This window comes from Kluyvera sp. 142486, assembly GCF_046569695.1.
Lineage (GTDB): Bacteria > Pseudomonadota > Gammaproteobacteria > Enterobacterales > Enterobacteriaceae > Kluyvera.
In genome coordinates this window covers 92806-112753 of the sequence record NZ_JBKHUI010000013.1, presented here as the reverse complement: position 1 = coordinate 112753, position 19948 = coordinate 92806, and the positions used below count along the sequence as shown (strand labels likewise).

Genomic DNA, 19948 nt, shown 5'->3' with positions numbered 1-19948 from the left:
TATGAGTTCATCATAGCCACCGTTATTGGTCTGGATGAACCCTTAGCAGTAAATGATATTAATGACATTGCCTCTGGTGGCCAAAGACCTGCAGCCAGGGAAATAAACGTAAGGAAAGGGCGACATGATCAACAAACACATCCGGGTACTCACCAGCTTCTCTCTGCCGCTGCTGTTCGTCAGCAACGTTAGCGCGGGCACGCTCGAACAGGCCGTCAAAGACAGCTTGCTCTGGCACCCGCAGGTGAGCGCGTCGGTCAACAGCCGCTATTCTGCCGATGAGGATTTACAGGCGGCTAAAGGCGGCTACCTGCCCACCTTAAACCTTTCCGCCGGCACCGGCTGGGAACAGACCGATAACGCCAGCACCCGCGCGGCTAACGATCATCGTCGCAACCTGAACCGCAGCGAATCCAGCCTCAATCTGCGCCAGAATGTGTTTAACGGCTTCGCGACCACCAGCGAGGTAGCCCGGCAAAAGGCGACCGTGAACTCCCGGGCATACACGGTGATGAACACCAGTGAAGTGACCGCGCTGAATGCCATTCAAAGCTATCTCGACGTGCTGATGCGTCAACAGATGGTGCAACTGGCGCAGGATAACCTGAAAAGCCACGAGCGCGTGTTTGACCAAATCCGTCTGCGTACCGAACAGGGCGTAGGCCGTAAGGCTGACTTTGAGCAGGCGCAGGCGCGTCTGGCGCAGGCAAAAAACAACCTGCTGACCGAACAAACCAACCTTGAAGATGCCCAGGCCAACTACTACAGCGTGGTCGGCAAAGAAGCGAGCGGCCTGTCAATGCCGATGACCACCAAAGTCCCAGACTCACAGGCGGAAGCCCGTAAACAGATGCTGGAAAACAGCCCGCTGCTCAAGCAGGCCGATGCGGACGTTGAAGCCACCCGCCAACAGTATGAAGCCGCGAAATCCCGCTTCTACCCGAGCGTAGATGTCGACCTCGGTCGCCGCATGGATAACAACACCGACGGTACGCGCGGCCACGATCAGGAGTGGCAGGCGATGGTTCGCATGAACTACAACCTGTTCAACGGCGGCAGCGATAAAGCACAGCTGTCATCTTATGCCTATAAAATGCAGGAAGCGCAGGACGTCAAACGCAACGCTCTTCGCCAGCTGGATGAGGAACTGCGTCTGTCCTGGAACGCCTGGCAGAACGCCAAACAACAGGTGCCGATCGCCAAAGATTACGCCGATCGCAGCGCCGTGGTGCGCACCGCGTATCAGGAGCAGTTCAGCATCGGTGAACGTAGCCTGCTGGATATGCTGGACAGCGAAAACGAAGTGTTCAACGCCAAACGCCGCTACGTCGAAATGCAGTTTGTGGAGATGTTCACCACCTACCGCATCAACGCCCGTATTGGCGATCTGCTAAAACAGCTGAATATTCAGGCACCAACGGCCGCACAGCCGGTGGATGAACAACAGACGGCGCACACCAACTTACCCGAACTGAAATAATTGATTTTGGGCCTGTGGGTTAGCTTACTTTACGGTGAGGTAACCCCTTATACTCTTCAGCCTGTGCGAGTTTTATTCGCTGGTATATAAGGTCTGACTATGGCGTCTTATACTGATCCACTTGAGCAAGTGACTGCTTCTGCTGATAACACCATCAGGCACGATCCGCGGCAACATCATGACGATCCCCTACTTGATTCACTGATGATCGTCTGCCAGTTGCACAACATCGTGACCAGTCGCAACGTATTAACCGGCGGTTTGCCGCTGGATGAGCATCGGCTCACGCTAAGCGCATTTCCACGTGCCGCAAAGCGCGCGGGGCTAAAAGCGCGCGTACTACAGCGGCCGCTGGAGAAAATCACCGCCCTTTCGCTACCCGCTATCGTACTTCTCAAAAACGATCAGGCCGCCGTGCTGATCGAATGGGACGACCAGCAGCGCGCCCGTCTTCTGACAACCGAAACGGAAGGCGGCGAAATAGTGCTTGAGCGCGAAACGCTAGCGGAAAACTACAGCGGGAAAACCATTTTTATCCAGCCAGGACACGAATACGACCGCCAGCCGACGGCGACGATTCCACGCACCCGTTCCTGGTTTAAAGACACGTTAAAACTGTCGAAATTCCTCTACCTGGATTCGGTTGTCGCCAGTTTTATCATCAACGTGATTGCGATTGCTACGCCACTGTTCGTGATGAACGTCTACGATCGCGTGGTGCCAAACCAGGCCACCGCCACGCTCTGGGTGCTGGCAATCGGCATCTCAATCGCCTTTGTGTTTGATCTCATACTCAAGGTATTACGCGGTATTTGTCTTGATATTGCAGGGAAAAAGACCGATCTCATCGTTTCGGCAGCGATGTTTGAACGCCTGCTGGGCATGAAGATGAAAGAGCGGCCACAGCGGGTTGGCAGCTTTACGCAGCAGTTCCAGGAGTATCAGTCGGTACGCGATTTTCTCTCGTCATTCACCCTGACGGCGCTCATCGACTTCCCGTTTACCTTATTGATTTTATTGGTTATCGGTATTATTGGCGGCCCGCTCGCCCTGATTCCGCTGCTCTGTTATCCGATTGCGCTGGGCATTAACTGGATGCTTCAGCGCCCGCTGCTGGAACAGGTGCAAAAAACCTATCGCCTCTCCACTGAACGCCAGGCCATGCTGGTTGAGACGATTACCGGCCTCGACGCGATTAAGGTCAACAACGCGCAAAGCGAGCGTCAGTACCAGTGGGAACAGATTATCGGCCAGTTAAGCAAGCTGGAGCTGCGGGTAAAATCGCTCTCCTATCTTGCGGTCAACCTGACGGCATGGATCCAGAAAATTGCCGGCGTCGTGATGATTGTCGTGGGCGTGTACAGCATTATTGCCGGTAACCTCAGTATGGGCGGCCTGATCGCCTGCTACCTGCTCAACCGCCGTGCCATGATGCCGATTGGCCAACTTTGCAGCCTGATCACCCGCTATCAGCGCGCCAAAATGACCAAGGCCACCATCGACCGCATGATGGATCTCGACCAGGAAGTGCAGGAGGACGAAGTACCACTGAAGCGTGAAACGCTCTCTGGCGCAATCGAGTTCCGCGACGTGACCTTCCACTACCCGCAAAACCAGTACATGTCGTTAAACAGCATTTCGCTCAAAATTGAGCCGGGCGAGAAGGTGGGGATAATCGGCCGTAGCGGTTCCGGCAAAAGCTCGCTGGCAAAGCTGCTGGTCGGTTTCTACCAGCCAGATGAGGGCACCATCCTGATTGACGGCATTGATGCCCGCCAGCTCGACGTCCACGATGTCCGGCATAACATCGGCTACGCGCCGCAGGACATTCACCTATTCAGCGGAACCCTGCGCGATAACCTGTTGAGCGGCGCCAGCTATGTGGATGAAGAGACCATGTTGCACGCAGCCACGCTGGCTGGCGTACATGAGTTCGCCCGTCGCCATCCTTCCGGCTACAACATGCAGGTTGGAGAGCGCGGCATGAATCTTTCCGGCGGCCAGCGTCAGGCCGTCGCGCTGGCGCGCGCGCTGCTGCTCGACCCACCGGTGCTCCTGATGGATGAACCCACCAGTTCAATGGACAACACCAGCGAAGATTTGATTAAAAAAGCGCTGACGCCGCTCGTGAGCAATAAAACGCTGCTGCTGGTCACCCACCGCGCCTCGCTGCTGACGCTGGTCGACCGACTGATCATCCTCGATAACGGCAAAATCATCGCGGATGGTCCGAAAGAAAGCGTCATGACCGCACTGAAGAAGGGACAAATTCATGCGCAACGTTAACCGAATGATGAAGTGGCTTTTTGGCGATAGAAACGCCTCAACGCTCACCTCAAACGAGGTGAACAAAGCGCTACTCGATGACTCTCCGCGCGTGGTACGTATCACGCTGTGGGCGATCCTCGGCTTCTTTATCATCATGATTGCCTGGGCGTCGCTGGCTGAAATCGACGAGGTAACCCGCGGTGACGGTAAAGCGATTCCCTCTTCCCGACTGCAAAAAATCCAGAACCTGGAAGGGGGGATTGTCGCCGAAGTGTTCGTGCACGAAGGGGAAGTCGTCAAAGCAGGCGCGCCGCTGCTGCGTCTGGACGATACCCGTTTTCGCTCTAACGCCGGGGAGTCCGAAGCCGATCGACTGGCGCTGGAGGCGCGCATTCAGCGCCTGACCGCACAGCTGGGTGACAAAGAAACCCTCACCCTGTCGCCGGATATTGTGGAGAAGTCGCCGGATATCGCTAACGGTGAAATGGAGCTCTTTGCCAGCGTGAATAAACGGATTCAGAGCGAGTTATCAGGCCTGGATGAGCAACTGGTGCAGAAGAAACAGGAGCTGCTGGATTACCAGGCCAAAGGCGAGCAGTACCGCCGCAGCCTGGGGCTGCTGCAACAGGAAATCAGCATGTCTGAGCCGCTGGTTGCCAAAGGGGCCATCTCGAAGGTCGAGGTGCTGCGCCTGCGCCGCTCCGAAGTAGAAACCCGCGGGCAGCTGGAGTCGGTCACGCTGTCGGTGCCAAGAGCCCAGGCGGCGATTAAAGAGATTGAAAGCAAAATGGGTGAGACGCGCGGCCGCTATCGCAGCGAAGCGCTGTCCCAGCTCAACGAAGCCCGCACCGAACTCAGCAAGCTTACCGCCACCGGCAAGGCCATCGAGGACCGGGTTAACCGTACGCTGGTCACTTCACCGGTACGCGGCATCGTCCAGCAGCTGATGGTCAACACCATCGGCGGCGTTATCCAGCCGGGTAACGACCTGGTAGAAATTGTCCCGCTGGACGATACGCTGCTGATTGAAGCCAAAATCCGCCCGCAGGATATCGCTTTCCTGCGTCCTGGGCAGGAAGCGATGGTCAAGTTCACCGCCTACGACTTCACCATTTACGGCGGCCTGAAGGCTAAGCTGGAGCAAATCAGCCCTGATACGGTGACGGACAAAGACGGCAAAAGCTTCTATGTCATCCGTCTGCGTACGGAGAAAAACCACCTCGGCAGCGATGAAAAACCGCTGATTATTATTCCGGGGATGGTGGCGTCGGTGGATATTATTACCGGCAAGAAAACCATTCTGGCCTATCTGCTGAAGCCGATTCTGAGGGCCAAAGCCGAAGCGTTCCGCGAACGATAAGCATAAAAAAACCCCGGCATTTCGATAAGGTCGGGGTTTTTATTTGTAGGCCTGATAAGCGCAGCGCCATCAGGCAGTTCGGTGCACCTTGCCGGATGGCGGCGTTGCCTTATCCAGCCTACTCGTTAATTTTCGGATGCTGCATCACCAGCTGCGAACGTTTCTCCTGCAGCGCGGCAATCTCGGCATCGATATCTTCAATCTTATGCTCGATATGGTCGTGATGCTCCTGGAGGATCTCCTTCGCTTCAGCCATATCCGATGCCGCAGGGGTCGCGCCTTTCAGCGGTCGGTTGGCGGTCTCTTTCATCATCACACCGGTCATCAGACCGATTACCGCCACCACCATCAGATAGTAGGCCGGCATCATCAGGTTCTGCGTTGACTCCACCAGCCAGGCGGCCAGCGTCGGTGTTACACCGGCAACCAGCACCGAGATGTTAAAAGCACTCGCCAGCGCACTGTAGCGGATATGGGTCGGGAACATCGCCGGTAACGACGACGCCATCACCCCGGTGAAGCAGTTCAGGATCACCGCCAGCAACAGCAGGCCGGAGAAAATCAGACCAATCGAGTTGCTGTTAATCAGCACGAAGGCCGGAATCGAGAACACCAGCAGCGCAACGCTACCCACCACGATAAACGGACGACGGCCAAATCGGTCACTCAGCAGCCCCATCACCGGCTGCACGAACAGCATACCGATCATAATGGCGATGATAATCAGCACGCCGTGGTCTTCCGAGTAGTGCAGGTTATGCGACAGGTAGCTCGGCATATAGGTCAGCAGCATGTAGTAGGTCACGTTGGTGGAGATAACCAGACCGATACACGCCAGCAGGCTGCGCCAGTGCTTGGTGGCAATCTCTTTAAACGATACCTTTGGCCCATCCTGCAGACCCTGACGATCGCCCTGCTCCAGCTTATCGACGTGCTGCTGGAACGCCGGGGTCTCTTCTAACGCGTGACGCAGATAGAGACCGATAATCCCTAACGGCAGCGCAACGAAGAACGGAATACGCCAGCCCCACTCAAGGAAGTTCGCCTCACCTACCGCAGTAGAGAGCAGCACCACCAGACCCGCACCCATCACGAACCCGGCAATCGAACCAAAGTCCAGCCAGCTGCCCATGAAACCGCGCTTACGGTCAGGGGAGTATTCGGCCACAAAGATAGACGCCCCGGTATATTCACCGCCGACCGAGAAGCCCTGCGCCATTTTACACAGCAGCAGCAGGATTGGTGCCCAAATACCGATGGTCTCGTACGAGGGAATAAGGCCAATACAGAATGTACTGAGCGACATGATAATAATGGTGATGGAAAGGATCTTCTGGCGACCGTATTTATCCCCCAGCATCCCGAAGAATAGACCGCCCAGCGGACGAATCAGGAAGGGAACGGAGAAGGTACCCAGTGCGGCAATCATCTGCACGCTGGGGTCGGCATCCGGGAAAAAGACTTTACCCAGCGCATAAGCCACAAACCCATAAACCCCAAAATCAAACCACTCCATCGCGTTACCCAGTGAAGCCGCGGTAATCGCTTTGCGCAACTTGGCATCGTCGATGATAGTGACGTCACGAATCGTGATCGGTTTTACTTTTTTCCTTTTAAGCATGGTTTTCCTCGTTCAATTTCGCCTTGAACGCACACCCAGTGGTGACAAACACACGATGTGTTTGCGAGGGTGCGTAAAGGGAACCGTGGAGATTCTGGTTCCGTTTATCCAAGCGTAGCAGGTTTGCATGTCTGCGTGAGTTGATATTTGCGGACAATCAAACCTGTTGGGCCTGCTGGCGAGTCAGTTAAAAAGCCGCCCCTCGAAAAATGACCGTTTGAGGGACAATCCTATTTACCCTAACAGCGATTAATATTGTGATCAACTTAACAAAAGATTGAATCATGCTACTAAAGCGAAATATTCCGCTCACATTTGTCTGCTCATTTCCCGCTCAACGCTAGCCCCACCATATCCTTCGCCCCGTTTTTTTGCCTCAATTTCGAAAAGAGTTTTTTCAGAATTTTTCACATTCACTTCACAGCATTTTTATCTTTTCGCTGCGCTCAATGTCAACATTTGAAATATGTGATCCATATATATAAAACGCTGTTTTATTTTCATTGAATCATCATTTCTACAAATGCATTATAACTTCCGAAACAGCGTTGAATATGTCGATAAGTTTCCCTTAATACGAAAACTGACTGACATAAGAACACCAGATGATAGCCATATAACACACTGAAATTATTATACTTAACCTCTTCTATTGCTTGGGCAATACGAAGCGAGGATGTCACATGAAAATCAAAGCAACAATGGAACGAATCCCTGGCGGGATGATGCTTATCCCGTTACTGTTAGGCGCGGTATTAAATACCCTGGCCCCAACAACCGGTGAATATTTCGGCTCTTTCACGAAAGGTATGATTGGCGGAACGGTACCGATTCTGGCGGTGTGGTTCTTCTGTATTGGGGCATCCATTGATTTACGCGCTACCGGCACGGTATTACGCAAATCCGGCACGCTGGTGCTGACCAAAATCGCCGTCGCCTGGGTCGTTGCCATGATTGCGGCCTCCTTTATTCCTGACACCGGTATTCAGACCGGTTTCTTTGCTGGCCTCTCGGTGCTGGCGATCGTTTCTGCGATGGACATGACCAACGGCGGTCTGTACGCCAGCCTGATGAACCAGTACGGCACCAAAGAAGAGTCCGGCGCGTTCGTGCTGATGTCGCTGGAATCCGGCCCGCTGATGACCATGGTGATCCTCGGTTCCGCAGGCCTGGCTTCCTTTGAGCCGCACCACTTTATCGGCGCCGTGCTGCCGTTCCTGATTGGCTTCACCCTCGGCAACCTGGATCACGACCTGCGTGCGTTCTTCAGCAAAGCCACCCCGGTACTGATTCCGTTCTTCGGCTTCGCACTGGGTAACACCATCAACCTGAACGTCATCCTCGACACCGGCCTGCTGGGTATCGTGCTGGGCGTGGCGGTCATCATCATCACCGGTATTCCACTGATTATTGCTGACCGCGTCATTGGCGGCGGTAACGGTACCGCAGGCGTGGCAGCCTCTTCTGCCGCCGGTGCTGCCGTGGCGAACCCGGTTATCATCGCGCAGATTAACCCGTCGTTTGCCCCGGTTGCGGCCTCCGCAACGGCACTGGTCGCCGCCAGCGTGATTGTCACCGCAATTCTGGTGCCGATTATTACCGCGCTGTACGCCAAACGTTATGGCGCCCCACAACCTACTGAAAATAAAACAGAAACGGCACCACAGCCCGCGCACCACTAATCACTCCCCTCTCCCCTTGGGGAGAGGGTTAGGGTGAGGGGAAATGCGCCCGCTGTACCCTCACCCCGGCCCTCTCCCTGCAAGGGAGAGGGGGATTTCCCCCTCTCATTTTCTAACCATTCGTCAACCAAATTCCGGATAACACCGACAAATGCAGGGTTTTATTGTATAATCAGGGCCATTTTCGGCGATTTGCCGTTTTACAGGCCTTTGCCTTTCGCACTGCACTTTTGAGGATATATCCATGTCATTACCCCACTGCCCACAATGCAACTCCGAATACACCTACGAAGACAACGGCATGTTCATCTGCCCGGAGTGCGCGCACGAGTGGAACGATGCTGAACCGGCACACGACAGCGACGAGCTGATCGTTAAAGATGCCAACGGCAACCTGCTGGTCGACGGCGACAGCGTCACCGTGATTAAAGACCTGAAGGTCAAAGGTAGCTCTTCAATGCTGAAAATCGGCACCAAAGTGAAGAACATCCGCCTGGTGGAAGGCGACCACAACATCGATTGCAAAATCGACGGTTTCGGCCAGATGAAGCTGAAATCTGAGTTTGTGAAAAAGAACTGATTTAGTTTGTTGCATAGTATTGCCGGATGGCGCTTCGCTTATCCTGCCTACAGAATGCACTGCTCGTGGTAGGCCGGATAAGATGCGTAGCATCGCCATCCGGCAATACGCCCCCCGCCACGCTTCGCCCCCTGAACCGACACGCACTACACTTAATGAGCACTTCTTACCTGAGGTAACGATCATGCCGTTAAGCCCCTATCTCGCCTTTTCCGGAAACTGCGCCGATGCCATTGCCTATTACCAGCAGGCGCTGGGTGCGGAACTGCGCTACAAAATCACCTTCGGCGAAATGCCGCCCTCCGCCATGGATGAAGAAGGCGGTTGCCCGTCCGGCCTGAAGTTTCCCGATAGCGCCATCGCCCACGCCAACGTCGTCATCGCGGGCAGCGATATCATGATGAGCGACAGCACCTCGCCGGATGCCGTTAGCTACGCCGGCTTTACCCTGGTGCTCGACACCCAGGACGTAAAAGAGGGCAAACGCTGGTTCGACAATCTCGCCGCCAATGGCAAGGTTGAAATGGCCTGGCAGGAGACCTTCTGGGCGCACGGCTTCGGCCGCGTCATCGACCGCTACGGCGTACCGTGGATGATTAACGTGGTCAAACAACAAGAGCCCACGCTTTAACCACGCGGGAGGCCACGGCCTCCCGCCCTGTCATCAAACCTCGGTCAATTATTCATCTTCAAGTAACTATCTCTTAACCCAAATGTCACATTAATTCGCCACGATGAGGCCACCTTAAATGAGGGTCTCAGCATGCAAACGATTATTCGCGTTGAAAAGCTCAACAAAACGTTCAATCAGCAACAGGTGCTCCACGCCATTGATTTGAACGTCCACGCTGGTGAGATGGTGGCTTTGCTTGGCCCATCTGGTTCTGGCAAATCCACCCTTTTACGTCATCTGAGCGGCCTTATCGTCGGCGATAAAACGCCGGGCAGCCGCATCGAACTGCTGGGCAACACCGTGCAGCAGTCGGGCCGTCTGGCGCGTGACATCCGCAAAAGCCGCGCCCACACCGGCTACATCTTCCAGCAGTTCAACCTCGTTAACCGTCTGAGCGTGATGGAGAACGTGCTGATTGGCGCGCTCGGCAGCACGCCGTTCTGGCGCACCTGCTTTAGCTGGTTCACCCGCGAGCAGAAACAGCGCGCCCTGCAAGCGTTAACCCGCGTGGGCATGGCACATATGGCCCACCAGCGCGTTTCAACACTCTCCGGCGGCCAGCAACAGCGCGTGGCGATTGCCCGTGCGCTGATGCAGCAGGCGAAAGTGATCCTCGCCGATGAACCTATCGCCTCGCTGGACCCGGAATCCGCGCGCATCGTGATGGACACGCTGCGCGACATTAACCAGACCGACGGCATCACCGTCGTGGTGACGCTGCACCAGGTCGACTATGCGCTGCGCTACTGCGAACGCATCGTCGCGCTGCGTCAGGGACACGTGTTCTACGACGGCAGCAGCCAACAGTTTGATAACGAACGATTTGACCATCTCTACCGCAGCATTAATCGCGTCGAAGAGAACGCGCAGGCTGCTTAACGTCCCCACAATGAGGAATGGAAATGAGTTATAAAGCCGTTGCCGCGCTGGCCTTTACCAGCATGTTTAGCCTCAGCACCCTGTTAACCCCAGCCCACGCGGAAGAGCAGGAAAAGGCGCTGAACTTCGGCATTATTTCGACGGAATCACAGCAGAACTTAAAGCCGCAATGGGAACCGTTCCTGAAGGACATGGAAAAGTCGCTGGGCGTAAAGGTTAACGCCTTCTTTGCACCGGACTACGCCGGGATCATCCAGGGGATGCGCTTTAACAAGGTCGATATCGCCTGGTACGGCAACCTCTCCGCCATGGAAGCGGTGGACCGCGCTAACGGTCAGGTATTCGCTCAGACCGTGGCCGCCGACGGCTCCCCAGGCTACTGGAGCGTGCTGATCGTCAACAAAGACAGCCCAATCAACAACCTCAACGACCTGCTTGCCAAGCGCAAAGAGCTGACCTTCGGCAACGGTGACCCGAACTCCACCTCCGGCTTCCTCGTCCCGGGCTACTACGTCTTCGCCAAGAACAACGCCTCCGCCAGCGACTTCAAGCGCACGGTCAACGCCAGCCATGAAACCAACGCCCTGGCCGTTGCCAACAAGCAGGTGGATGTCGCCACCAACAACACCGAAAACCTCGACAAGCTGAAGGTCTCTGCGCCGGACAAGCTGAAAGAGCTGAAGGTTATCTGGAAGTCACCGCTGATCCCAGGCGACCCGATTGTGTGGCGTAAAAACCTGTCTGAGTCCACCAAGGACAAGGTGTACAGCTTCTTTATGAACTACGGCAAAACGCCGGAACAGAAAGCGGTGCTGGAACGTCTGGGCTGGGCACCGTTCCGCGCCTCCAGCGACCTGCAGCTGCTGCCGATTCGTCAGCTGACGCTGTTTAAAGAGATGCAGACCGTGAAGGGCAACGGCACGTTGAACGACGCTGAAAAGGCAACTAAAACCGCCGAAATTCAAGCGCGTCTGAGCGACCTTGACCGTACTACGGCGGCGATTGGCGCGATGACGTCGGTGACCAAAGCGGTGCAGTGATCGATCCCCTCTCCCCTATGGGGAGAGGGTTAGGGTGAGGGGGCAACGGCGCACGCTGATGCCCTCACCCCGGCCCTCTCCCACAGGGAGAGGGAGAACTAACCTCGGAGCTCAACCATGCAACACACCATCACCGTTCCCCCGCCCAAGCGCAGCTGGTTCTCGCTTATCAGCTGGGCCATCCTGCTGGCGGTGCTCGTCGTCTCCTGGAAAGGGGCGGAAATGAACCCGGTCACGCTGTTCAAAGACGCGGGCAACATGGCGACCTTCGCCGCCGACTTCTTCCCACCGGACTTTAGCCAGTGGCAGGACTATCTCAGCGAGATGGCCGTGACCCTGCAAATCGCCGTCTGGGGTACCGCGCTAGCGGTTGTACTCTCCATTCCCTGCGGCCTGATGAGCGCCGAAAACCTGGTGCCGTGGTGGGTTTACCAACCGATGCGTCGCCTGATGGACGCCTGTCGCGCTATCAACGAAATGGTCTTCGCCATGCTGTTCGTGGTGGCCGTCGGCTTAGGGCCATTTGCCGGGGTACTGGCGCTGTTTATCCACACCACCGGCGTGCTCTCCAAGCTGCTTTCCGAAGCGGTGGAAGCTATTGAACCCGGCCCGGTTGAAGGTATTCGCGCCACCGGGGCGAACAAAATCGAAGAGATCCTCTACGGCGTACTGCCGCAGGTGATGCCGCTCTTAATCTCCTACTCGCTCTATCGCTTCGAGTCCAACGTCCGCTCCGCCACGGTAGTCGGCATGGTGGGCGCAGGCGGTATCGGCGTGACGCTGTGGGAGGCGATTCGCGGTTTCCAGTTCCAGCAAACCTGTGCGCTGATGGTCCTCATCATCATCACCGTCAGCCTGCTGGATTTCCTCTCTCAGCGTTTGCGTAAGCACTTCATCTGATTAGCGAGGTCTTGTTGGCTATGCACTTGTCTACACATCCGACCAGTTATCCGACGCGTTATCAAGAGATTGCGGCTCGTCTGGAACAGGAGCTGCGCCAGAACTACCGCTGCGGCGACTACCTGCCCGCCGAGCATCAGCTGGCGGCGCGCTTTGAAGTGAACCGTCACACCCTACGTCGCGCCATCGACCAACTGGTGGAGAAAGGCTGGGTCCAGCGCCGTCAGGGGATTGGCGTACTGGTGCTGATGCGCCCGTTCGACTACCCGCTGAACGCCCAGGCGCGCTTTAGCCAGAACCTGCTCGACCAGGGCAGCCACCCCACCAGCGAAAAGCTGCTCTCGGTGCTGCGCCCGGCCTCCAGCCATATTGCCGAAGCGCTGGGGATTGCCGAAGGCGACAACGTTATTCATCTGCGCACCCTGCGCCGGGTCAACGGCGTGGCGCTGTGCCTTATCGACCACTACTTTCCCGACCTGCAGCTCTGGCCGACGTTGCAAAGCTTCAGCAGCGGCTCACTGCACGATTTCCTGCGCGAGCAAACCGGCATTGCGCTCAAACGCAGCCAGACCCGCATCAGCGCGCGCCGGGCGCAGGCCAAAGAGAGCCAGCGCTTAGAAATTCCCAACATGGCGCCCCTGCTGTGCGTGCGCACCCTGAACCATCGTGAAGGCGATGACCAGGTGATGGAGTACTCCGTCAGCCTGACTCGTGCCGACATGATCGAATTTATTATGGAGCACTGAATGCACCTCGATACCGCGACTCGTCAGCACTGGATGTCGGTGCTGTCCCACAGCGACCCCGCCAATCTGGCGGAAAAAATGGTCGCCCTGAACATTACCGCCGACTACGAGACGCTCCGCGCCCCGGAAACTGGCCTGGTCCAGCTCCAGGGCCGCATGGGCGGCACCGGAGAACGCTTTTTTGCTGGCGATGCCACGCTGACCCGCGCCGCCATCCGCTTGAGCAACGGCACCGTGGGCTACAGCTGGGTGCTGGGGCGCGATAAACCGCACGCCGAGCGCTGCGCGGTGATTGATGCGCTGATGCAGCAGCCGACCCATTTTCAAACCTTACTAGAAACCCTGATTACCCCGCTGGAAGCCGACCGTACCGCGCGCATTGCCGCACGTCAGGCCGAAATCAACGCCAGCCGGGTCGACTTCTTTACTCTGGTTCGCGGAGATAACGCATGACCCTGGAAACCGCTTTTTCCCTTCCCGTGCAGGATGCCCAGCACAGCTTTCGTCGCCTGTTAAAAGCCATGAGCGAGCCGGGCGTTATCGTCGCGCTGCATCAGCTCAAGCACGGCTGGCAGCCGCTGAACGTTGCCACCACCAGCGTGCTGCTGACCCTTGCCGACAACGACACCCCGGTGTGGCTATCTAACGCGCTGCATAACGATATTGTCAGCCAGAGCCTGCGTTTTCACACCAACGCGCCGCTGGTTGAGCAGCCGCAGCAGGCAACTTTTGCCGTCTCAAGCGACACCATCAGCAGCGAACAGCTGAACGCCCTGTGCGAAGGCAGCGCCGTGGCGCCAGAAACCAGCGCCACGCTGATTGTGCAGGTCTCAAGCCTCAGCGGCGGCCGCATGCTGCGCCTGACCGGCGCAGGCATTGCCGAAGAACGGATGATCGCCCCACAGCTGCCGAACTGCATTCTGCATGAACTGACCGAACGCCCGCACCCGTTCCCGCTTGGCGTGGATCTGATCCTCACCTGCGGCGAGCGTCTGCTGGCCATTCCCCGCACCACTCACGTCGAGGTTTGCTGATATGTACGTTGCCGTCAAAGGGGGCGAGAAGGCGATAGCCGCCGCCCATGCGCTACAGGAACATCGACGTCGGGGCGACACCGCGCTGCCGGAACTCAGCGTCGCCCAGATTGAACAGCAGCTTAACCTGGCGGTGGACCGGGTGATGACCGAAGGCGGCATCGCCGACCGCGAACTGGCCGCGCTGGCGCTGAAGCAGGCAAGCGGCGATAACGTTGAAGCGATTTTCCTGCTGCGCGCCTACCGTACCACGCTGGCGAAGCTGGCGGTGAGCGAGCCGCTGGAGACCAGCCGCATGCGCCTGGAGCGCCGCATCTCTGCCGTCTATAAAGACGTGCCCGGCGGCCAGCTGCTTGGCCCGACCTACGACTACACCCACCGTCTGCTGGACTTTACGCTGCTGGCGAACGGCGAAGCACCGACCCTGAAAACCGACGACGGCGAGCAGTCTGCCGCCCCACACGTCTTTAGCCTGCTGGCGAAACAGGGGCTGGCGAAAGCGGAAGAGGATAACGGCGCGACGCCGGATGACATCACCCGCACGCCGCCGGTCTACCCCTGCTCACGCTCCTCGCGCTTACAGCAGCTGATGCGCGGCGACGAAGGCTACCTGCTGGCGCTGGCCTACTCCACCCAGCGCGGCTACGGGCGCAACCACCCGTTCGCCGGCGAAATTCGCAGCGGCCATATTGATGTGGAAATTGTGCCCGAAGAGCTGGGTTTTGCGGTGAACGTCGGCGAACTGCTGATGACCGAATGCGAAATGGTTAACGGCTTCGTTGACCCGACGGACGAACCGCCGCACTTCACCCGCGGCTACGGCCTGGTGTTCGGCATGGGCGAGCGCAAGGCGATGGCGATGGCGCTGGTCGACCGCGCGTTGCAGGCCCCGGAGTATGACGAGCACGCCGCAGGCCCGGCGCAGGACGAAGAGTTTGTCCTTGCCCACGCCGATAACGTTGAAGCCGCCGGTTTCGTCTCACACCTGAAACTCCCCCACTACGTCGATTTCCAGGCCGAACTGGAACTGTTGAAACGCCTGCAACGGGAGCAGAAAAATGGCTAATCTCAGCGGCTATAACTTCGCTTACCTCGATGAACAGACCAAGCGCATGATTCGTCGCGCCATCCTCAAAGCGGTGGCAATCCCCGGCTATCAGGTGCCGTTCGGCGGCCGTGAAATGCCGATGCCCTACGGCTGGGGTACCGGTGGCATTCAGCTTACCGCCAGCGTAATTGGCGAAGCGGACGTGCTGAAGGTGATTGACCAGGGTGCGGACGACACCACCAACGCCGTGTCGATTCGTCAGTTCTTCCAGCGCGTGACCGGGGTGAACACCACCGAACGCACCGAGGACGCCACCTTGATCCAGACCCGTCACCGGATCCCGGAAACGCCGCTGGTTGAGGATCAGATCCTGATCTTCCAGGTGCCGATCCCCGAGCCGCTGCGCTTTATCGAACCGCGCGAAACCGAAACCCGCACCATGCATGCGCTGGAAGAGTACGGCGTGATGCAGGTGAAGCTGTATGAGGATATCGCCCGCTTCGGCCATATCGCCACCACCTACGCCTACCCGGTGAAGGTGAACGGCCGCTACGTGATGGACCCATCGCCGATCCCGAAATTCGATAACCCGAAAATGGACATGATGCCCGCGTTGCAGCTGTTCGGCGCCGGGCGCGAGAAACGCATCTACGCCGTGCCGCCGTTTACCCGCGTTGAGAGCCTCGATTTTGACGACCATCCGTTCACCATCCAGAGCTGGGATGAGCCGTGCGCCATCTGCGGTTCGCAGCACAGCTATCTCGATGAAGTGGTGCTCGATGACAGCGGCAAACGGATGTTTGTCTGCTCCGATACCGATTTCTGCCGCCAACAGAGCGAGGCGAAAAACGCATGACGCAACCATTACTCTCCGTTGACCGCCTGACCCATCTCTATGCGCCGGGCAAGGGCTTCAGCAACGTCTCCTTTGACCTGTGGCCGGGCGAAGTGCTGGGCATCGTCGGCGAATCCGGTTCCGGTAAAACCACGCTGCTGAAATCCATTTCAGCGCGTCTGACGCCGCAGGCAGGGGACATTCGCTACGAGGATCGTTCGCTGTACGCGATGACCGAGGCCGACCGCCGCCGCCTGCTGCGCACCGAGTGGGGCGTGGTGCATCAGCATCCGATGGACGGCCTGCGTCGTCAGGTATCGGCGGGCGGCAATATCGGCGAGCGGCTGATGGCTACCGGCGCGCGCCACTATGGCGATATCCGCGCCACCGCCCAGCGCTGGCTGGAGGAAGTGGAGATCCCGGCGTCGCGCATCGATGACCTGCCGACCACCTTCTCCGGCGGGATGCAGCAGCGCCTGCAGATTGCCCGCAACCTCGTCACCCACCCGAAGCTGGTGTTTATGGATGAGCCTACCGGCGGGCTGGACGTGTCGGTGCAGGCGCGCCTGCTCGACCTGCTGCGCGGCCTGGTGGTGGAGCTGAACCTGGCGGTGGTGATTGTCACCCATGATTTGGGCGTCGCACGCCTGCTCGCCGACCGTCTGCTGGTGATGAAGCAGGGTCAGGTGGTGGAAAGTGGGCTGACCGACCGGGTGCTCGACGATCCGCATCATCCGTATACCCAGCTGCTGGTGTCGTCGGTGTTGCAGAACTAACCCTCGCGCGGCGGGTTTTCTCCCTCTCCCTTTCAGGGAGAGGGCCGGGGTGAGGGTAATAACGCACGGATAAAACAGCGAATCCCCCTCACCCTAACCCTCTCCCCAAAGGGGCGAGGGGACCGTCCGTGCTCTTTTTTAAGTTTGTCAGCATTCTAAAACGCTTGTAGGCCTGATAAGCGAAGCACCATCAGGCAATCGAACGCACAAATGTTAAAGAGGCAAAAAATGAACGCGATCCGCGTCGAAAACGTCAGTAAAACCTTTGTTCTGCACCAGCAAAACGGTGTTCAGCTTCCGGTGCTGCGCGAAGCCTCGCTCACCGTCAACGCCGGGGAGTGCGTGGTGCTGCACGGCCACTCTGGCAGCGGTAAATCGACCCTGCTGCGCTCGCTGTACGCCAACTACCTGCCGGACGAAGGCCATATCCATATTAAACACGGCGACGAATGGGTCGACCTGGTCAGCGCCCCGGCGCGCAAAGTGGTGGAAGTGCGCAAAACCACCGTCGGCTGGGTGAGCCAGTTTCTGCGGGTGATCCCGCGCATTTCCACGCTGGAAGTGGTGATGCAGCCGCTGCTCAACATCGGCGTACCCCGTGAAGCCTGCGCCGCAAAAGCCGCCCAGTTGCTAACCCGCCTGAACGTGCCGGAGCGCCTGTGGCACCTTGCGCCGTCGACTTTCTCCGGCGGCGAGCAGCAGCGCGTCAACATCGCCCGTGGCTTTATCGTCGACTACCCGATTTTGCTGCTCGACGAACCCACCGCCTCGCTGGACGCCAAAAACAGCGCTGCCGTGGTCAGCCTGATTACCGAAGCCAAAGCTCGCGGCGCAGCTATCGTCGGCATTTTCCATGACGAAGCCGTCCGCAACCAGGTCGCCGACCGCCTCCACCCAATGGGTACACCTGCATGATTATCAATAACGTAAAGCTGGTTCTTGAGAACGACGTGGTTCACGGTTCCCTTGAGGTACAGGACGGCGAAATTCGCGCCTTTGCCGAAAGCCAGAGCCGCCTGCCGGAAGCGATGGACGGCGAAGGCGGCTGGCTGCTGCCAGGGCTGATTGAGCTGCATACCGATAATCTGGATAAATTCTTCACTCCACGCCCGAAGGTTGACTGGCCCGCCCACTCGGCGATGAGCAGCCACGACGCGCTGATGGTCGCTAGCGGTATCACCACCGTGCTGGACGCGGTGGCGATTGGCGATGTGCGCGACGGCGGCGACCGTCTGGAAAACCTTGAGAAGATGATCAACGCCGTTGAGGAGACGCAAAAACGCGGCGTAAACCGCGCCGAGCACCGCCTGCACCTGCGCTGCGAACTGCCGCATCACACCACCCTGCCGCTGTTTGAAAAACTGGTGGGCCGCGAGCCGGTATCGCTGGTCTCCCTGATGGACCACTCGCCGGGCCAGCGACAGTTCGCCAACCGCGAGAAGTACCGCGAATACTACCAGGGCAAATATTCACTGACCGATGAGCAGATGCGTCAGTACGAAGAAGAACAGCTGGCACTGGCCGCCCGCTGGTCACAGCCGAACCGTGCGGCGATTGCCGGGATGTGCCGGGATCGTAACATCGCGCTGGCGAGCCACGACGATGCCACCCATGAGCACGTGGTCGAATCGCACCAGTTGGGCAGCGTGATCGCCGAGTTCCCCACCACCTTTGAAGCGGCAGAATCCTCGCGTCGTCACGGCATGAACGTGCTGATGGGCGCACCGAACATTGTGCGCGGCGGCTCGCACTCCGGCAACGTCGCGGCGCACAAGTTAGCGGCGCTAGGGCTGCTGGATATTCTCTCCTCGGACTACTATCCGGCGAGCCTGCTGGACGCGGCGTTTCGCGTCGCCGAGGACGATAACAACGCCTTCACCCTGCCGCAGGCGATCCATCTGGTGACCCGCAACCCGGCGCGATCGCTGAACCTGCACGACCGCGGGGTGATTGGCGAAGGCAAACGGGCCGACCTGGTGCTGGCGCACCGCAAAGGTGAGCATATTCATATCGACCACGTCTGGCGTCAGGGAAAAAGGGTGTTCTGATGAAGGGAAAACTGGTCTGGTTAATGGGGCCGTCTGGCTCCGGGAAGGACAGCCTGCTGGAAGTACTTCGCCAGCAGGAGCTTTCCCAACTGTTAGTCGCGCATCGCTATATCACCCGCCCGGCGAGCGCCGGGTGTGAAAACCATATCGCGCTGAGCGAACAGGAGTTTTTCACCCGCGCCGGGCATAATCTGCTGGCGCTAAGCTGGCACGCCAACGGCCTGTACTACGGCGTGGGCGTGGAGATTGACCTCTGGCTGCACGCCGGGTTTGACGTGGTGGTCAACGGTTCGCGCGCCCATCTCGCCCAGGCGAAAGCCCGCTATACTGAGGCGCTGCTGCCAGTCTGTTTGCAAGTTTCACCGGAGATCCTCCGCCAGCGGCTACATGCCCGCGGGCGGGAGAACGGCGTGGAGATTGCCGCCCGGCTGGAACGCGCCGCGCGCTATACGCCATCGGAATGCCATACGCTCAACAATGACGGCAGTCTGCTACAGTCGGTAGAGACCCTCCTCACACTGATGGGGAGAAAGGAGTCACGCTATGCTTGTCTGTGAACTGCGCCATGCCACCTTCGAGGATATCGAGGACGTCTACGCGCTGATGTGCGAGCTGAAACAGGCCGAATACGACAGAGACGCCTTTTACACCGGCTTCGCCGCCAATCTTCAGGATAGAAATCTGCACTATCAGCTGGCCGTGCTCGACGACGAGGTGGTGGGCATGGTGAGTTTGCATTTGCAGTTCCACCTGCATCACGCCAACTGGATTGGCGAGATTCAAGAGCTGGTGGTGATGCCGCAGGTGCGCGGCACCGGCATTGGCAGCCAGCTGCTGGCGTGGGCGGAAGAGACCGCACGCGAGGCGGGTGCGGAGATGACCGAGCTGTCCACCAGCGTCAAACGTCTCGACGCCCACCGTTTTTATCAGCGTGAAGGCTATGCCCCGAGCCACGTTCGTTTCACCAAAGCGTTATGA

General features: G+C 58.0%; 20 protein-coding genes. 19 read left to right on the top strand and 1 reads right to left on the bottom strand.

The window, feature by feature from the left end:
• The first annotated feature begins 124 nt into the window (after window positions 1-124).
• The 3 genes from ACLGE8_RS15390 (at window position 125) to ACLGE8_RS15380 (ending at window position 5108) form a co-directional block, all read left to right on the top strand.
• A complete protein-coding gene (locus ACLGE8_RS15390; protein ID WP_410999708.1) occupies window positions 125-1480 on the top strand; it encodes a TolC family outer membrane protein in 1356 nt (451 codons plus the stop codon).
• Between the two features lie 99 nt (window positions 1481-1579).
• Window positions 1580-3766 (top strand): type I secretion system permease/ATPase, encoded by a 2187-nt coding sequence (locus ACLGE8_RS15385; RefSeq protein WP_410999706.1) that lies wholly within the window; start codon window positions 1580-1582, stop codon window positions 3764-3766.
• Window positions 3753-5108 (top strand): HlyD family type I secretion periplasmic adaptor subunit, encoded by a 1356-nt coding sequence (locus ACLGE8_RS15380; protein ID WP_410999704.1) that lies wholly within the window; start codon window positions 3753-3755, stop codon window positions 5106-5108. The genes ACLGE8_RS15385 and ACLGE8_RS15380 overlap by 14 nt, the downstream gene beginning before the upstream one ends.
• A 118-nt stretch (window positions 5109-5226) precedes the next feature.
• Here the strand turns inward: ACLGE8_RS15380 and proP are convergent, their stop codons facing one another.
• Window positions 5227-6729: a glycine betaine/L-proline transporter ProP gene (gene proP / locus ACLGE8_RS15375; RefSeq protein ID WP_333497052.1), complete on the bottom strand. Its 1503-nt coding sequence runs from the start codon at window positions 6727-6729 to the stop codon at window positions 5227-5229.
• 683 nt (window positions 6730-7412) lie between these two features.
• On the opposite strand from proP, the gene kdgT reads away from it, so the two are divergent.
• From kdgT to phnO, 16 genes are all read left to right on the top strand, one after another.
• Window positions 7413-8411: a 2-keto-3-deoxygluconate transporter gene (gene kdgT, locus ACLGE8_RS15370; RefSeq protein WP_410999702.1), complete on the top strand. Its 999-nt coding sequence runs from the start codon at window positions 7413-7415 to the stop codon at window positions 8409-8411.
• Window positions 8412-8655: 244 nt separating this feature from the next.
• On the top strand, window positions 8656-8991 hold the full coding sequence (locus tag ACLGE8_RS15365; RefSeq protein ID WP_333500044.1) for a zinc ribbon domain-containing protein YjdM: 336 nt from the start codon (window positions 8656-8658) through the stop codon (window positions 8989-8991).
• Window positions 8992-9175: 184 nt separating this feature from the next.
• Window positions 9176-9622 carry a VOC family metalloprotein YjdN gene (gene yjdN, locus ACLGE8_RS15360; RefSeq protein WP_410999700.1) on the top strand — a complete coding sequence of 149 codons (447 nt, stop codon included), beginning with the start codon at window positions 9176-9178 and terminating at the stop codon, window positions 9620-9622.
• 132 nt (window positions 9623-9754) lie between these two features.
• The gene (gene phnC, locus ACLGE8_RS15355) at window positions 9755-10543 is read left to right on the top strand and encodes a phosphonate ABC transporter ATP-binding protein (protein WP_410999698.1); all 789 of its coding nucleotides are present in this window, start codon (window positions 9755-9757) and stop codon (window positions 10541-10543) included.
• Window positions 10544-10566: 23 nt separating this feature from the next.
• Window positions 10567-11583, top strand: a complete 1017-nt coding sequence (phnD, locus tag ACLGE8_RS15350; protein WP_333497056.1) for a phosphonate ABC transporter substrate-binding protein — start codon at window positions 10567-10569, stop codon at window positions 11581-11583.
• Between the two features lie 117 nt (window positions 11584-11700).
• Window positions 11701-12483 (top strand): phosphonate ABC transporter, permease protein PhnE, encoded by a 783-nt coding sequence (gene phnE / locus ACLGE8_RS15345; protein WP_410999696.1) that lies wholly within the window; start codon window positions 11701-11703, stop codon window positions 12481-12483.
• 20 nt (window positions 12484-12503) lie between these two features.
• Window positions 12504-13229, top strand: coding sequence for a phosphonate metabolism transcriptional regulator PhnF (gene phnF, locus ACLGE8_RS15340; RefSeq protein WP_410999694.1), 726 nt, complete (start codon window positions 12504-12506; stop codon window positions 13227-13229).
• Complete coding sequence (gene phnG, locus ACLGE8_RS15335; protein ID WP_410999692.1) at window positions 13230-13682, top strand: phosphonate C-P lyase system protein PhnG; 453 nt, start codon at window positions 13230-13232, stop codon at window positions 13680-13682.
• On the top strand, window positions 13679-14263 hold the full coding sequence (phnH, locus tag ACLGE8_RS15330; RefSeq protein WP_410999690.1) for a phosphonate C-P lyase system protein PhnH: 585 nt from the start codon (window positions 13679-13681) through the stop codon (window positions 14261-14263). Before phnG ends, phnH begins: the two co-directional genes overlap by 4 nt.
• A 1-nt stretch (window position 14264) precedes the next feature.
• Window positions 14265-15329, top strand: a complete 1065-nt coding sequence (locus ACLGE8_RS15325) for a carbon-phosphorus lyase complex subunit PhnI (RefSeq protein WP_410999688.1) — start codon at window positions 14265-14267, stop codon at window positions 15327-15329.
• On the top strand, window positions 15322-16167 hold the full coding sequence (phnJ, locus tag ACLGE8_RS15320) for an alpha-D-ribose 1-methylphosphonate 5-phosphate C-P-lyase PhnJ (protein ID WP_220438968.1): 846 nt from the start codon (window positions 15322-15324) through the stop codon (window positions 16165-16167). Before ACLGE8_RS15325 ends, phnJ begins: the two co-directional genes overlap by 8 nt.
• The gene (gene phnK, locus ACLGE8_RS15315) at window positions 16164-16922 is read left to right on the top strand and encodes a phosphonate C-P lyase system protein PhnK (RefSeq protein ID WP_410999686.1); all 759 of its coding nucleotides are present in this window, start codon (window positions 16164-16166) and stop codon (window positions 16920-16922) included. The genes phnJ and phnK overlap by 4 nt, the downstream gene beginning before the upstream one ends.
• A gap of 228 nt (window positions 16923-17150) precedes the next feature.
• Window positions 17151-17837 carry a phosphonate C-P lyase system protein PhnL gene (phnL, locus tag ACLGE8_RS15310; protein WP_220439002.1) on the top strand — a complete coding sequence of 229 codons (687 nt, stop codon included), beginning with the start codon at window positions 17151-17153 and terminating at the stop codon, window positions 17835-17837.
• Window positions 17834-18970, top strand: coding sequence for an alpha-D-ribose 1-methylphosphonate 5-triphosphate diphosphatase (gene phnM / locus ACLGE8_RS15305; protein WP_410999684.1), 1137 nt, complete (start codon window positions 17834-17836; stop codon window positions 18968-18970). Before phnL ends, phnM begins: the two co-directional genes overlap by 4 nt.
• Complete coding sequence (gene phnN / locus ACLGE8_RS15300; protein WP_410999682.1) at window positions 18970-19527, top strand: ribose 1,5-bisphosphokinase; 558 nt, start codon at window positions 18970-18972, stop codon at window positions 19525-19527. Before phnM ends, phnN begins: the two co-directional genes overlap by 1 nt.
• Window positions 19514-19948: an aminoalkylphosphonate N-acetyltransferase gene (gene phnO, locus ACLGE8_RS15295; protein WP_410999680.1), complete on the top strand. Its 435-nt coding sequence runs from the start codon at window positions 19514-19516 to the stop codon at window positions 19946-19948. The genes phnN and phnO overlap by 14 nt, the downstream gene beginning before the upstream one ends.